The organism is Alteromonas sp. CI.11.F.A3, assembly GCF_032925565.1.
Lineage (GTDB): Bacteria > Pseudomonadota > Gammaproteobacteria > Enterobacterales > Alteromonadaceae > Alteromonas.
In genome coordinates this window covers 3,644,316-3,660,060 of record NZ_CP136708.1, presented here as the reverse complement: position 1 = coordinate 3,660,060, position 15,745 = coordinate 3,644,316, and the positions used below count along the sequence as shown (strand labels likewise).

Genomic DNA, 15,745 nt, shown 5'->3' with positions numbered 1-15,745 from the left:
ATATTATCGCCTGATAAATGGAATGGTTAATGTTATGAAGGTATTGGTTACGGGGGCTGATGGTTTTATCGGGTCACACCTTACAGAATTATTATTGTCTAAAGGTTGTGAAGTTAGGGCCTTGTGTCAATACAACTCTTTTAACTCTCAAGGTTGGTTGGAAGGAAAAAAAACTGAAGACAATCTCGAGATTGTATTTGGAGATGTAAGAGACCCTCATTTTTGTGACACCATTTGTGAATCTATTGATATCGTATTTCATTTAGCTGCGCTAATCGCTATTCCTTATTCTTATAGTGCTCCAAATAGTTATGTTGACACGAATGTAACGGGCACACTCAATATGTGCCAGGCTGCAAAACGCCATGGTATAAAACGCTTCATACAAACCTCTACAAGTGAGGTATATGGAACCGCACAATATGTTCCTATTGATGAAGATCATCCGCTTCAAGCGCAATCACCTTATAGTGCTTCGAAAATTGGCGCAGATGCCATTGCTACCAGTTATTTTAATGCTTTTGACCTGCCGGTGATTATTGCTCGACCTTTCAATACCTACGGTCCAAGGCAGTCAGCGCGAGCAGTTATTCCTACCATTATTAGTCAGATTGCCTCTGGGGTTGATAGGATTAAATTGGGGGATGTTAGCCCTACACGTGATTTCAATTACGTATTAGATACCTGTGAAGGTTTTTGGCAACTTAGTCAGTGCGAAGCGGCGGTAGGTGAGGTAGTTAATATAAGTACTAACTACGAAATTTCTGTCGAAGCCACCTTAAATAAAATACGTGACATTATGAACAGTTCGGTTGTGTTTGAGATTGACAATGCTCGGCTAAGGCCTAAAACCTCTGAGGTCTTTAGATTGTGGGGTAATAATGCGAAGTTAAAAAAACTCACGGGCTTTGCACCTTCTACATCGATTGATGAGGGATTAACGCAAACCGTATCTTGGTTTTCGAACCCCAAAAACCTGTCTCAATATAAAACCGACCGGTACAACAAGTAAAAACTTATATGCACAATACGCTTATTAATTTCATAAGAGACGTTTTCAACACTAACGATAATATTCCTCTTCATGCTCCTTTTTTCGGTGGCGACGAGAAGAATAATATCACCGAGACAATAGATTCAACTTTTGTTTCAAGTGTTGGTGCTTATGTTGACGCGTTCGAAAGTGAACTGGCCGCTTTTTGCCAAGCTCCTTATAGTGTTGCCGTTGTAAACGGTACTGCTGCACTTCAAACCGCACTTTATTTAGCCGGCGTTCGGGCTAATGATATTGTTGTTACACAGTCTTTAACGTTTGTAGCGACTTGCAATGCCATTCACTGGTTGGGAGGCGAAGCTGCGTTCGTGGATGTCAGTATGAAGACGTTGGGAATGTGCCCTAATTCACTTTCAACATTTTTGAGTACGCATTGTGATTATCTAGACGGGCAGTGTATATACAAGAAAACTGAACAAGTTGTGAAAGCGGTAGTTCCAATGCATACCTTTGGGCACCCCGCTGAAATAGATGCATTGGCTAAAATATGCGAAACATGGGGTATTGCACTAGTAGAGGATTCGGCTGAAAGTTTAGGCTCTTCATTTAAAGGCAAGTCTTTGGGTACGTTTGGCCAATACGGCGCCTTGAGTTTCAATGGTAATAAAATTATCACTACAGGAGGCGGTGGCGCCATCTTGTGTAAAAGTGAAATGGCATATAAAAAGATAAAACATTTTACTACTACCGCAAAAGTCCCGCATAGATTTGAATTTTTCCACGATGACGTTGCCTGCAATTTTCGAATGCCAAATTTGAATGCCGCTTTGGGGTGCGCGCAACTCGCACAATTAGAAAAATTTATAACAAACAAACGTGAATTAGCGTCAATTTACGAAGATTTCTTTTCTGAAGGACCTTATACCTTTGTGAAGGAGCCAGAAGGCTGTGTATCCAACTATTGGTTAAATGCAGTTATTTGCAAAGACGAAAACCAAAGAAACTTGCTACTGTCATCGAGTAATGATGCTGGCATCATGCTCCGCCCTGTATGGACGCCTATGCACTTTCTTCCTATGTACGCTAAATCTATTCGAGGCCCCTTAGATAACACTGAGTGGCTGGCTAAACGGTTAGTGAATTTACCTAGTTCGGTGAGGGGGTAGTTTGTGGAGAGTTTGACGTTGAGCAATACGGTCCTTGCCATGCACCAAAGTCAATATCTACCTTGGGCTCCCTATTTCAGGAAGATGGCTTTAGCGGATACTTTCGTCTTGATGGATAATGTGCAATACCAGAAAAATGGTGTGCAAAATAGAAATCAAATTAATTCTAACAACGGACCGCTGTGGCTTACTGTACCAGTATCAGGAAGCTTAAAAGACACTATTGAGCAAAAGCAGCCGATAGACAGTAAGTGGAAAAAAAAGCATATACAAAGTATCAGAAGTAGTTATGGAAAAGCCCCTTTTTTTAAACGCTACTTTGACGATATTGCACAGCGTATTAATGATACAGAAGGAAGCTTGCATAATATCAACTTTGCGCTAATTAATTATTTTCGTTCTATTTTTTTAATAAAAAATAAATTAGTACTATTGTCTGAGTTGAATGTGAGTAGCAAAAAAAATCAACTAGTAGTAGATACCTGTCTACAAACTCAATGTGCTATTTATTTGTCTGGGGTTGGCGCGAAAGCGTATTTGGCGCATGACGATTTTCAAGCAAATAACCTTACGCTACGCTTTCTCAACAATGAACTTAATACTTATCATCAAATGCACCGAGAGAAAGCATCAGGCTTATCAATACTAGACTGGTTAATGCAAGACGAAATTGAGTCGATAATAGATTATCTACATAAACCAGGAGAGTACCATTATGAGTCATAATGTGAATGAATCTGTGTGGGATAAACTTTACCAGCAAAAGCAATCTCTACTTAAATACCCTGACAGTACATTTGTCACGTTATTAAATAGGTACACCAGCGTGGAGGCCCATCCTTCTGTATTGGATTATGGCTTTGGTGGTGGGGCGAATATGCGGGTTATGCTAAGACGCGGTCATAAAGTAACGGGAATAGAAATTTCAGATGCGGTGATAGAAATCAACCAGCAGATATTAGAAGATGAGTCGCTTGAAGCCGAACTTTTCAATATAAATTCAGACGTATTACCCTTTAAAGATAATAGTTTTTCATTTATTAACGCTTGGCATGTTCTAGGGTACAACTCGATGCGTTCGTTAGATAAGCGAATTCAAGAATTCAAACGAGTATTAAAGCCCGGTGGTAAAATGCTAGGCACAGTTCCAGCCTATGGTGATGTTTCTCATAATAGTGCTAAGGCCCTAAATGAACATGAATTTGAATCTCAAATTTCCAGTCAAAAAGGCGCAAAAATTCTTTGTTTCCCTTGCGAGAATAGTGTTAAAAATATTGTAGATGAGTCGATTGATATTGGCCTAATGCAAAGCCCCTTACTTGGCGAAACGTATTCACGTCACTGGGTTTTCCACTATGAAAAATGAGAGTCTTGGTTTACTAGACGAGAGCAACCAATGCATTTCTGTAATGGCAGTTACGGGTATTCGCAGTGAGTATGACCTCATGTACCCGCTGTTAAAGGAAATGCATAATTCTGCTTATTTTGATGTATCGGTGGTTGTCACTGGAGCGCACCTTACATCACTTCATAATTACTCAGTCAAAGAAATTGAACAAGATGGTTTTACTATCTGCTCACGAATTGAAACCACCATCGAACAGGACGACGTCACAAATAGAGTCTTATCATGCTCATTATTGATGAAAGGCCTCGGGGAAGCGGTTGCTGAGAACTCACCAGATCTTCTTTTAGTGTTAGGAGACCGTGAAGAGCCGCTGGTTGCTGCTATGGTAGGCAACTATATGAACGTGCCCATTGTTCATCTCGCTGGGGGTGACAGTACCAACCCGGAAGGGGGGAATGTTGATGAGCAGTCAAGGCATGCAACAACAAAGTTAAGTCATCTTCATTTAACGATGACCTCTTCTCATAGCGAGAGAATTTTAAAATTGGGTGAAGAGGCTTGGAGAGTGCACACTGTCGGAAGCGGCGGTGTCGATAGGTTGCGTTTAACATCTCACCTGTCTCGTGATGAATTAAGAAGAGCCACTGAACTAAATACTGAATCTCCCTATGCTGTATTTATCCATCACCCATTAAATGGTGATTTTGCCATTGCCAAAATAGAAATTAGCGCCGGTGTTCAAAAAGCGATTGAAGCTGGACTACAGGTGATTATTGGTGTCCCTAATTCGGACCCTGGTTCTTTTGAAATCGTGAAGTTTATAAATGGACTCGAAGGTGTTCAGGTATATAAAAACCTATCAAGAGATGCATTTATAAATTTGCTCCGACATGCTGACTTATTAATGGGTAACTCATCGCTTGCGTTTCATGAAGCAGATTATCTAGGCTTGCCTGCTATTAATATAGGTGAGCGGCAGCGCGGTCGAGAACATTCAGGCAACGTTATATTTTGTGAAAGTAACGAAGATGCTGTAGAAAAAGCGATACAAACCGCGTTGTACGATGAAACATTTCGAGGGCAATTAAATCCGAATCAAAGCTTATATGGTGATGGGTTAATGGCCGCTCGTGTATTGAAGATTTTAATGGAACTGCCGATAAAGAAAAAAGTGTTCGCCAAACAAATTACCTTTTAATTAAGAATTTCTAGTCGAGAATAATAATGTCTGTAATTGCAATTGTAGGGGGCGGTATCGGTGGTATCGTTGCTGCATTTACTTTAAAAAAAGCGCACCCTAAACATGATGTCATCGTTATTGAAGCTAGCCCTAATCTTGGCGGTCTACTTGGCGTCTCCCATGAAATAGGCAGCTTAAGCTTTGACATCGGTACCCACATTCCCGCTGAAACCATGATTGATGAATTAGATGAGTGGTTATTTGGCGCACTATATGAAAACGATGCTTGGCAAAAAATTACGCGGATTAATGGCGGAAATTATTACGATGGTCAGTTAGACGAAAACCATCATAATATTTTAAGCCGTTCTACCTATGATGACCTCGATGACAACGTGAAACTTCCCGAAAAAGAAGTAAATTGTGTAGATGATTATCGTTTCAGGTTCGGTAAGTATCTTACTAACCATGTTTTTTTACCTAGCCTAGAAAAATTTATTCCATGCGAGGCTGAAAAGCTTGAACCAGAAGTTCAGCGATATTTTGCTTTAGACCGTTTATCCCAACATGGTGGCAGTGCTTCCCCAAATACCCGCTTAGCTGATTCACGAATACACCCTCAGGGAAAAAAAATTCCAACTGCGTTCTACACGTCAAACGGAAAGGGAGTAAGCGATTGGATAGCACTTTTAAAAAGGCAGTTAGACCAACTAGGGGTTAAATTTCTTCATGGGAAAAAGACCGTTGGATTTGAAGTTGATAACCATAAAATTAAAAAATTAATTTTCGATAATGGCTCAACTTTTATCTGTAATCAGGTGATTTGGTCTGCGCCGATTGAAACACTACTTCCTTTGGTTTCACATCAAAGTAGTGAAAAATTTTCCAGCTACTATCAACGAACTAAAATTAAGCTTTTCCATTTTGTGTTCGACACTCCTTATTTAACGCCTTGTCACTACGTGAATTGTTTTGATACCCACGTTGACCCCTATCGAGTAACCCTCTACGAAAATTTCGCTGGAAGAATAGATAAGAAAAAATTGTACAGATGTACCGTTGAAGTGATTGGCGAACGAGCACAGAACCCTAGTCTTAATGAAGCTGAAATTTTTCGTCAACTTGTAGAGATGAGAATAGTATCAGCAGATACGAAAGTGATTGGTAGCCATGAAACACAGGTACTTAATGGTTTTCCAATTAAGCGGGTAGGAGCTCTATCCAACGCCCGCAAATTATGTGATGAAATTACAGATACGTTTAACAATATACATCTGGTGGGTTCAGCTGAGCCGAGTACTTTTTTCTCTAACGATGTGATGATCAGAACCTTTAATTCATTAAAAACAAAAATAGAAGAAGAGAAAATAACGTGATCCTTCATAATGTGATCAATTTTTCCCACTCGGATAAGCGTGCTTTGCACGAGGTTGTTGATACTGAGTTTTATACGATGGGCAAAGCAGTGGCTTCTTTTGAAGACGCTTGTGTGCAATATTATGACAAACCCTATGCGCTAGCCGTATCCTCCGGCTCAATGGCACTGCGTTTAGCGTTAATCGCCGCGGGCGTTAAGCATGGCGATAACATAATTGTTCCCGTTTACTCCTGCAGCGCAATTTGCAATACCGTATTATCTCTTGGCGCGAATGTGCTCCCTTGTGAGATAGAATCTAATACTTGTAATATTGATGTTTCACACGCCGTTTCTTTAGCAAATAGCCACAAGGCGCATGTTGTCATTGCTGTAAATACCTTTGGGATCCCCGCTGCTATTACTGAATTAAGAGCCAACGGGCTATTTGTTATAGAAGATTGTTCCCATGGCTTTGCGCTAAATGATGATAATCACCCTGATATTCAAGGTGACGTAGCGATTCAATCATTCTATGCCACCAAGCTATTTGGTGCTGTAGAGATGGGCGTACTGTTGCTTAATGATGAAGAGGCTCACGAGCAACTAAAGGCGCGTAGAGTAGGGTATTCTGAGAAGCCTGATGGGTTTTGTCTAAACGTTAAGCCTGATGAATTTAATGCTGTTTTAGCGTTAAGTAAGGTGAATGGTGCGAACGAGTTATTAAAAAGCCGAAAGCATTTAGCTAGTCGTTACCTTGGCAATAACCCGCTGGCAAAATACTGTGTGGGTAACCTTGAAAATAGGGTGTGGTATCGTTACGTAATTTCAGTGAATAAAGCAGATGAATTGATAATGTCACTAGGATCGCAAGTAGAAATGGTCAAACCGGTAACGAGTTGGGTTAACGACCTGTCGATTTATCCTAACGCACAATCGGCTTTCAATAAAAACGTATCCATCCCATTATACCCTTGTTTATCTAATGCATCTCAAGACGTTGTTATCAGTTTAGTGCAACAGCAGTTTGATAGAGGCATTTATAAATGAACAAAAAAGTGATGGTTTTCGCTCCTCACCCTGATGATGAAAGTTTAGGGTGTGGCGGAACACTCTTAAAGCACAAGGCATTAGGGCATGAAGTGCATTGGTGTATTGTTACCGATATGAGCGTCAGCGACTCGTATACGTCGGAACAAAAAAAACAGAGGGAGGATACAATAAAGCAAGTTGCTCAATTGTATGACTTTAACTCTGTTATCAACTTAGGCTTTCAGCCTGCTGGCCTAGATAATGTTCCAATGGGGCAGTTACTTAATGCGTTAAAAGATACGTTAGAGTCTATTAAGCCAGATACAATATATTTACCCTATGCGTTTGATGTTCATAGTGATCATAAAGTTGTATATCAGGCCATTATTTCAGTAACGAAAACATTCAGAGCGCCTTACGTTTCATCAATAATCTGTTATGAAACATTATCTGAAACCGATTACGGACTGAGTCCGCTAAATACGCAGTTTCAACCCAATATGTATGTGGACACATCTGAGTTTATTGAGCAAAAGCACCAAATTTTAAAATGCTATGGGTCTGAAATGCATGCCCACCCTTTCCCTAGAAGCTTTAAGGCTGTAGAAGCGCTTGAAATATTAAGAGGTTCACAAGCGTTTGTTGATGCAGCAGAGGCTTTTGTAATCCTTCGGCAGCGCTGGTAATGCTAACTATAGATGACATTGAGTTATTCATTCACGTGGGGTATCCGAAAACAGCAACCACGTGGATGCAAACTCACGTATATAAAGATGAGCCTTCTTTATTACAGATAGGGAATAGCTATAAGCTGAGTGATTGGGGGCTACATTTGGTGGCTGCCCATGATTTAGATTTTGACCCTGAATTTGTTGTTCAGCAGGTTTTAAAAATTGTGTCCCAATCCAATCAGAGGAAAGTGGTTATCTCTTGGGAGCATTTACTAGGCGATTCCGCTTTCAATTCAGATGGATTAGTTAGAATTGCAAACCGTTTAAAGCAATGCTTCCCGAACGCGAAAGTTATTTTCTATATTAGAGAGCAGTTATCACTTATTAAGTCGCTTTACGCCCAATACATTCAAGAAGGTGGAACGTGGAAATTAGAAGATTTTCTGTCTTTAGATTACCCTTATCGTGTTGGGCTTAATCTAGTTTATCTCGATTATTTTAAGGTGGCTTCGTTATATTGCGAGTTGTTTGGTCAAAGCAACGTATATATTCAGACGTACGAATTACTAAAGCAGGCTCCGGAAAATGAAATTGAGAGGTTATTTCAATGGATGCAATTAGACACAGACAGACCACTCTCTACTATATCTTCTGAACATGAAAATGTGAGTTTATCTCGCCAAACACTTTCACTTTTGCGACTGTTAAATTATATCATTCCAAGCCGGTTCAATTCACTAGGTCCAAAGCGGTTTACCCGTCAACCACGCTCAAGGTTTTATATTCGAAAGTACCTTCAAGAATATATTGATCCCTATATTATCAGGCGTATTTTTACTTCGTCGAACTTACACATAGAAAGTGAAAGGCAGCGTGTAATACACGCCCAGTTCGCAAAATCGAATGCGTTAATGCAAAGCCACTTTAATTTATCACTTGCGCAGCAGGGCTACCCTTTACACAAAGAGATTTAGATATGATGAAAACAGGTAAGACGTATGTTATTGCTGAAGCAGGAGTGAATCATAATGGTGATATTGCATTGGCAAAGCAATTGATTGATGTTGCGGTAGAAGCTCAAGCAGATGCAGTCAAATTTCAAACATTTGATGCGAGTGCGTTGGTAACTAAAGCAACGCCAAAAGCCAAATATCAAGTTAGAAATACCGGAGTAGATGACGGTCAGCACGCCATGTTAGCTAAACTTGAGCTTTCCAAAGAAGCGCATTTAGCGCTTTATGAATATTGTAAACAAAAAGAAATTGCTTTCATGTCAACGGCCTTCGACGTACAAAGCCTAGCATTTCTTTCGCAGTTTGATATGCCGTTTATTAAAATACCTTCAGGTGAGATACGAAATGCACTGCTGTTGTGGCACGCAGCGAAAGTGGGTAAACCAATGATAATATCCTCTGGTATGGCGACTTTAGGGGATATTGATTTTGCGCTAGCGTTTATCCAATATAGCCGTGGCAATGCGACTCCGCCTTCATCTGAACAAGAAATTATGCATTATCGTGCTACAGCTTTGAATGCTAATGAAAAGCTTTCTGATGTAACCTTACTCCACTGTACAAGCGAATACCCAACGCCGTTATATCAGGCAAATCTGAAAAGTATGGCTCAGCTTGCGACAACATTTGATGTCAGTGTTGGGTTTAGTGACCACACGTTGTCCGTCGTTACACCATCTACTGCTGTAGCTTTAGGCGCTGTTTGTATCGAAAAACACTTTACACTGTCGCGCGAGATGGAGGGGCCTGATCATTTATGTTCTCTAGAGCCAAAAGAGCTCTGTGACATGGTTTCAATGATCAGAGAGACCGAGGTGTCATTGGGGCGCACTGTTAAATTCCCTCAGCCTAACGAGTTTGAAACAAAAAAAATTGCAAGGCAGAGAATTGTAGCTAAGCAAGAAATTAGTGAAGGGGCTTTATTTACTCAAGAAAACCTCACCACTGCTAGAAGTCCAATAGGCATTTGTGCCAGCGAATATTGGAGCTTTATTGGACAAACTGCGTCTCGAAACTACGATGCTATGGAACCGGTATGTCAGTTCAAAAGCCAATAGCACTTATTGGTGCCGGTGGGCATGCAGGGGTTTTGCTTGATATACTTTTGCAGCGGAATTTCACCTGTATTGCGGTCGTAGATAAAGCACCGAACCAAACGGTATGGAGCGGATTACCATTGATCTGTGAAAGCGACTTTTTAACCCGTTTTTCATCTAATGAAGTAGATTTAGTCCTAGGCTTAGGAAGTATACCTAATAGCGACACCCGAAAATCACTTTATATGTTTTTTAAAAAAAGAGGGTTTCAGTTTAAAACACTTATCCATCCATTTTCCAGTGTTTCGCCCTCAGCCTGTCTCGGTGAAGGAGCCCAGGTAATGGCCGGAGCAATAGTTCAAGCAAATGCAGTATGTGCCGATAACGTTATTATCAATACGTGCGCTAGTGTAGATCATGATACTCATGTGTCGGCACACAGCCATATTGCCCCTAATGCGACGTTGTGCGGTGACGTGAAAGTTGGCGAACATGTGTATGTCGGCGCTTCTTCTACCTTAATTCAAGGTGTGAGCATTGGCCACGATTCGATAATCGCTGCGGGTGCGGTAGTCGTTAATAACATTCAGCCTTTTTCGTGTGTAAAAGGGTGCCCTGCTAAACCTGGTAAGTAACACAGCGGTGATGAGATGAATAAGAAGTTTAATTGGAGAGACTTGCTAGTCCAGCCCAGTATATCGCTGGTGGATGCAGTTAAAAAGTTAGACCACGGTGCAAAGCGCATCCTTGTCGTGGTAGATGAAAACAATATACTCTTAGGCACGTTGACCGATGGTGATATACGTCGAGCGTTAATTAGACAAATAGATCTTAATTCTCGTGTATCAAGTGTAATGAATACAAAACCACGTTACGCAACTAAAGCGTGGAGCCGATTAAGACTGCTGTCTTTTATGGAAAGGACTGATTTACTTCAACTACCAATTGTTGATGAAAATCAGCAAGTAGTGGGTATCTCATTTCTATATGAACTGTTAAAAAAACCTCGTATCGATAATCCTGTTTGTCTCATGGCGGGAGGCTTTGGAACACGACTTAAGCCGCTTACCGATACTTGCCCTAAACCTATGCTAAATGTAGGTGATAAACCGATATTAGAAATCATTCTAGAGCGTTTTGTTGAGGCTGGTTTCTGGCGATTCTATATTTCTACTCATTACATGGCCGATACCATAAAAGATTATTTTGGCGATGGGCATGAACGGGATATTCAAATTAGTTATATCGATGAGAAAGAGCCTTTAGGCACAGGTGGGGCCTTATCTCTACTACCAGAAGAAGAAATCAATTTGCCGCTCATATTGATGAACGGTGATCTATTAACCAATTTAGATTTTTTATCATTGCTAGCACACCATGAAACTTCAGAAGCAAGTATGACCATGTGTTTAAGAGGGTACGAGCAGCAAGTCCCCTTCGGTGTGGTAAATACCAGTGATGGTGCCGTAACTAACATTATCGAGAAGCCTACGAATCAATACTTGGTTAACGCCGGAATATACGTGATGGAACCTAATGTTATTGGTGCACTTGATAAAGGGGTAAGGGTGGATGTACCTACAATTGTTACCCGGTTAATTGAGGCTAATTCCCAAGTAACCTATTATGAAATAAGTGAAGACTGGTTAGATATAGGTCGCCTAGGTGATTTTAAAAAAGCGCAACAGTTTGTGATGGAAGCATTCAGTGAATTGTAAACCATGCTACCTAGCTGTTATCCCTGCAAGGGCCGGGAGTAAGCGATTACCAGGTAAAAATCATCGTGTCATCAATGGGAAACCACTAATAGCTTGGACAATAGAGTCTGCTATTACTGCTGGTATCGACATAGATATAGTTGTTACTACTGATGATACCAAAGTTAAAAACGTTGCTAAGCAATACAGTGAATATGTAACAATAATTGACCGGCCTCTAGCGCTAGCATCGGACACAGCCAGTTCAATGGATGTATTATTCCATGCTATTGCAGAAGCAAAAATATCTGACAAACCATATGAGGGTGTGATTTTACTTCAACCTACCTCGCCTTTGAGAACAAAAGAAGATATTGAGGGAGCATTTCGTTTGTTTGAAGAAAAGAACGCGACCTCGGTGGTATCGGTTACTGAATGTGAGCATTCCCCTCTTTGGTCGAACACATTGAATGAAGACAAGAGTATGAGTTCGTTCATTCGAGATGACGTTGTAGGTATTCGAAGCCAGGATTTACCTTCATATTTCCGTTTAAATGGTGCAATTTATATTGCTAAAATGTCGACCATTGAAACTGATAAAAGCTTCTTTAATCTTCCAGATAGCTACGCTTATGTTATGGAGCCATCTCATTCGGTTGATATTGATGACAAGCTTGATTTTGAGTTCGCCGAATTTTTGTTTAGCAAACGCGCTTAGGGTAATTAATGCGAACACTTTTTATCGTAGATACACCTTCTCAAGTTTACAACATCATGGATGCTATCGCGGTTTATAAGATAGACAGTTACGATGTAATAATAAACGACTGCAATCGTGTTGATACTTATCAACAGTTACAAGCTAGGCTAGTTGAGCTTAACCCAACACAGCTTTTCGAAGTGCCCCGGGTTGACGGTAATATATCTGAACGTATAGAAGCTTATGGTAGGTTCATACAGTCCTTTATCCAAACTGGCTATACAAACGTTTTTTTTAGTGCGATACGCCAACAATGGCAGCGCGATATTGTCTGTACTTTACAAGCTGAAAATACGGTTCTCATGGATGATGGTAATGCTACCGTGATATTTTATGAGTATCTCTTTACGCATCAGAAATTTTTTGATTTTCCCTTTGATAGCGACGACGAGAGGCGAAAATTAGCCGAACAAACTCGGGAAAAATTAGGAATAAAGACAAAAGAATTATCAACTCTATCGCTATTTACGATGTTTAATTTAGCGTCGCTGCCATGGCTTTCTGTCGTTAAAAATCCTCTTTTACATCTTAAAAGAACCGATAAAAAATTAAACCAAGAGCAGGCTTTTATCCTAGGCGTCGGAGCGGTGACTGTAGGTTACATTACACTTGAAAAGTACGTAGATTTGATTGCAAAGACCGCACTGGAATTTATAGGAAAAGCGATAGTCTATGTTCCTCACCGGATAGAGAGTGAGCTGCTTTTAAGTAAGATTAAAGCGTTGGGGATTACTGTTAAACGCTTCGATAAGCCAATAGAGAATGAGCTTTCAAAGAGAGAAGAAGTGCCTGCGACTATAATTAGCTATCATACAACGGCTCTATTCACATGCGCTCGTATGTTTCCCAATATAGACGTCGTGTGCGTTCAGCCATTAATGAGCACATGGAAAGATGCAGCAGACTCACATGTTTGGAATTTTACTGCGTGTAATAACCTTCAAGGGTTGGAGACAGTTTATAAGTACATCGATAAAGAACCACGTATTAGAACGATAAAGCTTGCCGACCCTATCATGTGATACTGGGTTATAGCCTACCTTCATTCACGTATGTAAGATACAATCATTGATGCAGATTGTTGAGACTGGATGTTGAACTTGTGCTTAAGCGCTTTTTGTAGGGTTAATGTTGCCGAGGTTTGCCTACTAAGGCAGACGAGCATACTATCCACATCTTCTGCCACTTCCCCCGCAATAAAATCACTGTCGCTCACCAATGTATTTCCACGTAATTTCAGATAATCCTGCTTGTCATATTGAAAATAAATAATCGGTTTATCCGCTAATAAAAAGTCATACGCGATTGAGGAATAGTCAGTAACCAAGGTTTCTGCATCGGCCAGCCAAGGGTAGATATTCTTTCCACTAGGGTATAAATAAATATGAGGATGGGAAGGAAGCGCTTGAACATTTTCACTATCAGGCAGTGCCATGGCATCCCCAAATTGACGTGAAATAAACGGGTGAAATTTTAAAACAAAAGAGCGTTTATTATTCTCACACCACGCGTTTATCTTATCTAAATCTAACGGGTAATCGTTATCCCCCCAGTCGCGGTAGGTGGGGGCGTAAACAACAATACTACCTGTGGTATTTTGAATATGAGTCAATGTGCTAAGAGGCTCAGCGTTTATCCAGTCTCGCGCTTCAGGTGATTGACTAAACACATCATTTCGAGGGTATCCGAAATCTAAATAGCGTTTGGCCCTAAAAATAGTGGGAAAGATGTGTTCATTAAACCATGATGAACTAGAGATGAAGGCATCATCGCAAATATCAGGGTAATGAATATTCCCGCTCAACGCTTTATAAGGTAACCCATGCCATAGCTGTACAACAGGAATAAATTCTCTAAAAAGGGTGAAGGTATTCCCGGTGAACTCATGATCTACCACCATCTTTTTAGCACGTACCATTTTCCAAAGCCCGAGAAGCGAAAATAAGCGTAGTAGATGATTATCGGCATCCAGCATGGTTAAATCTTGCTTGATATTTCTGCCTATCAACCAAGGTTCATCAGGGTATTGTCTGCGGTGTTGTCGGTACGCTAACAGCATATTGGTATCAAAAAACTGCTCCGCGTAATACACATAGCCCCGTTGCGGCACTATGCTTCTTAATACCTTAATGGTGGACGATAATAACCTAAATCGAAATGACTTAAATTTTTCGCTTATCGGCGTTTTATACGGGTGAATGTTCGAATGAGTGTTCGAGTGACTGTTTGCGCCAGAGCTTGACGTTGGCGCTGTGGTGTCGACATCTTCTTTAAACGAAGTGTAAAGCTGGTGGGGGGCAAACCCTCTTGCCATAAGCCCTTTGGCAACATTATGCGTGTAGGGGCCGTTGCAAATAATAACGATAGCATCAGGTTTTGATTGAGCGTGTGAGTTTATTATTCCATCGGCTTGCTTTAAGTTATCAGCTAGCCCGCATACGTTGTACCCCTCAGCCGTTAGCGCACTCGCAAGTGCCCTTCCTGCTGGGTTGGCTGGTGCTACGTATACTGGTTGTGAGGTATTAATATTGCTCTGCATAGTAATGCGTTCTCGCTAAGCTCTCGCCAATGCCAATGGGTGTCCTATCCGTATCGCTATCCGTATCGAGTACGTGACTAACATTAATAGATAATAAAACGCTCTTATGACGTTGCCTGCTAAGCCAAATATTTAAGCCAGATGTTTAAGCCTAATAGATAAGCGTAATACTTAAGGCATATTGTGTTAAGCCAACTAGCTAAGCTATTTAATTAAGCCGTGCTGCCAGCGTCAACGGTTATGGTTGTACCGGTAATTGATTTTGCGCTATCACTTAATAAATACAATACCGCGCCCGCCGCATCTTCAGGCGTGGCAAGCGTGCCTAAAGGGCTACGGCGTTTCACTGCTTCAAGCTTATCGCCAGTAAGGCTATCTGTCATATCCGTTTGCATGTAGCCAGGGGCTACGCAATTCACTGTTATGCCAGCTTTTCCAACTTCCCGTGCAAGGGAGCGAGTAAATCCTTCAAGCGCCGATTTACTGGCAGCGTAGACGCTCAAACCATTAAATCCGGTGTTAGCAATAATTGAAGAAATATTGATAATTCGCCCCGTGCGGTTTAGTAGCATGGCGCGAGACAAATATTTGGTCAGTAAAATGGGCGCCTGAACATTCACATTCAGCAGTGTATTTATCTCGCTGTTATGCATAGTGGCCAACACACCATCAAAACCTACGGCGGCATTATTAATAAGCGCATAAGGTCTACCATGTGTTTTCACTATTGATTTAGTCAGTTCGTGAAGTGAATCAAGGTTCCCTAAATCAAACGGAATATGGGTAACATCATTGCGACTGCACAATGCATCAAGGGCGGGACTGCTTGCCCGTGAAATCGCCACCACTTGGTAGTTATCTGCTTCCAATAAGTGGCATATTGCAAGGCCTAATCCTCGACTCGCGCCGGTTACAATCACTAGTTTCTTATTTGATGTTGGTTGTGGCATAAAT

The 15,745-nt window shown here is 40.9% G+C and carries 16 protein-coding genes; 14 read left to right on the top strand and 2 right to left on the bottom strand.

Going from position 1 to position 15,745, the window contains the following annotated elements:
* Positions 1 to 34 precede the first annotated feature (34 nt).
* From R1T43_RS15830 to R1T43_RS15765, 14 genes are read left to right on the top strand one after another with little or no spacing between them, the layout of a single operon-like run.
* On the top strand, positions 35 to 1,012 hold the full coding sequence (locus tag R1T43_RS15830; protein ID WP_317350322.1) for an NAD-dependent 4,6-dehydratase LegB: 978 nt from the start codon (positions 35 to 37) through the stop codon (positions 1,010 to 1,012).
* Positions 1,013 to 1,020: 8 nt separating this feature from the next.
* Positions 1,021 to 2,160 (top strand): LegC family aminotransferase, encoded by a 1,140-nt coding sequence (locus R1T43_RS15825; RefSeq protein ID WP_317350321.1) that lies wholly within the window; start codon positions 1,021 to 1,023, stop codon positions 2,158 to 2,160.
* A gap of 3 nt (positions 2,161 to 2,163) precedes the next feature.
* Positions 2,164 to 2,886 carry a WbqC family protein gene (locus R1T43_RS15820; protein WP_317350320.1) on the top strand — a complete coding sequence of 241 codons (723 nt, stop codon included), beginning with the start codon at positions 2,164 to 2,166 and terminating at the stop codon, positions 2,884 to 2,886.
* A complete protein-coding gene (locus R1T43_RS15815) occupies positions 2,876 to 3,526 on the top strand; it encodes a class I SAM-dependent methyltransferase (protein WP_317350319.1) in 651 nt (216 codons plus the stop codon). The genes R1T43_RS15820 and R1T43_RS15815 overlap by 11 nt, the downstream gene beginning before the upstream one ends.
* Complete coding sequence (gene neuC / locus R1T43_RS15810; protein ID WP_317350318.1) at positions 3,516 to 4,706, top strand: UDP-N-acetylglucosamine 2-epimerase; 1,191 nt, start codon at positions 3,516 to 3,518, stop codon at positions 4,704 to 4,706. Before R1T43_RS15815 ends, neuC begins: the two co-directional genes overlap by 11 nt.
* Positions 4,707 to 4,732: 26 nt before the next feature.
* Positions 4,733 to 6,064 carry an NAD(P)-binding protein gene (locus R1T43_RS15805; RefSeq protein ID WP_317350317.1) on the top strand — a complete coding sequence of 444 codons (1,332 nt, stop codon included), beginning with the start codon at positions 4,733 to 4,735 and terminating at the stop codon, positions 6,062 to 6,064.
* On the top strand, positions 6,061 to 7,092 hold the full coding sequence (locus tag R1T43_RS15800; RefSeq protein ID WP_317350316.1) for a DegT/DnrJ/EryC1/StrS family aminotransferase: 1,032 nt from the start codon (positions 6,061 to 6,063) through the stop codon (positions 7,090 to 7,092). Before R1T43_RS15805 ends, R1T43_RS15800 begins: the two co-directional genes overlap by 4 nt.
* Positions 7,089 to 7,760 carry a PIG-L family deacetylase gene (locus R1T43_RS15795; protein ID WP_317350315.1) on the top strand — a complete coding sequence of 224 codons (672 nt, stop codon included), beginning with the start codon at positions 7,089 to 7,091 and terminating at the stop codon, positions 7,758 to 7,760. The genes R1T43_RS15800 and R1T43_RS15795 overlap by 4 nt, the downstream gene beginning before the upstream one ends.
* Positions 7,760 to 8,719, top strand: a complete 960-nt coding sequence (locus R1T43_RS15790; RefSeq protein WP_317350314.1) for a sulfotransferase domain-containing protein — start codon at positions 7,760 to 7,762, stop codon at positions 8,717 to 8,719. Before R1T43_RS15795 ends, R1T43_RS15790 begins: the two co-directional genes overlap by 1 nt.
* A 2-nt stretch (positions 8,720 to 8,721) precedes the next feature.
* Positions 8,722 to 9,816, top strand: coding sequence for an N-acetylneuraminate synthase (neuB, locus tag R1T43_RS15785; RefSeq protein WP_317350313.1), 1,095 nt, complete (start codon positions 8,722 to 8,724; stop codon positions 9,814 to 9,816).
* Entirely contained in the window at positions 9,795 to 10,430 is a 636-nt protein-coding gene (locus R1T43_RS15780; RefSeq protein WP_317350312.1) for an acetyltransferase, read from the top strand. Before neuB ends, R1T43_RS15780 begins: the two co-directional genes overlap by 22 nt.
* 15 nt (positions 10,431 to 10,445) lie before the next feature.
* The gene (locus R1T43_RS15775; RefSeq protein WP_317350311.1) at positions 10,446 to 11,513 is read left to right on the top strand and encodes a nucleotidyltransferase family protein; all 1,068 of its coding nucleotides are present in this window, start codon (positions 10,446 to 10,448) and stop codon (positions 11,511 to 11,513) included.
* Positions 11,503 to 12,210, top strand: coding sequence for an acylneuraminate cytidylyltransferase family protein (locus R1T43_RS15770; RefSeq protein WP_317350310.1), 708 nt, complete (start codon positions 11,503 to 11,505; stop codon positions 12,208 to 12,210). The genes R1T43_RS15775 and R1T43_RS15770 overlap by 11 nt, the downstream gene beginning before the upstream one ends.
* A gap of 8 nt (positions 12,211 to 12,218) precedes the next feature.
* Positions 12,219 to 13,274 (top strand): hypothetical protein, encoded by a 1,056-nt coding sequence (locus R1T43_RS15765; protein WP_317350309.1) that lies wholly within the window; start codon positions 12,219 to 12,221, stop codon positions 13,272 to 13,274.
* 20 nt (positions 13,275 to 13,294) lie between these two features.
* Here R1T43_RS15765 and R1T43_RS15760 read toward each other — a convergent pair whose 3' ends face one another.
* A complete protein-coding gene (locus R1T43_RS15760) occupies positions 13,295 to 14,791 on the bottom strand; it encodes a CDP-glycerol glycerophosphotransferase family protein (RefSeq protein ID WP_317350308.1) in 1,497 nt (498 codons plus the stop codon).
* Positions 14,792 to 15,003: 212 nt separating this feature from the next.
* Entirely contained in the window at positions 15,004 to 15,741 is a 738-nt protein-coding gene (locus R1T43_RS15755; RefSeq protein ID WP_317350307.1) for an SDR family NAD(P)-dependent oxidoreductase, read from the bottom strand.
* Positions 15,742 to 15,745 lie beyond the last annotated feature (4 nt).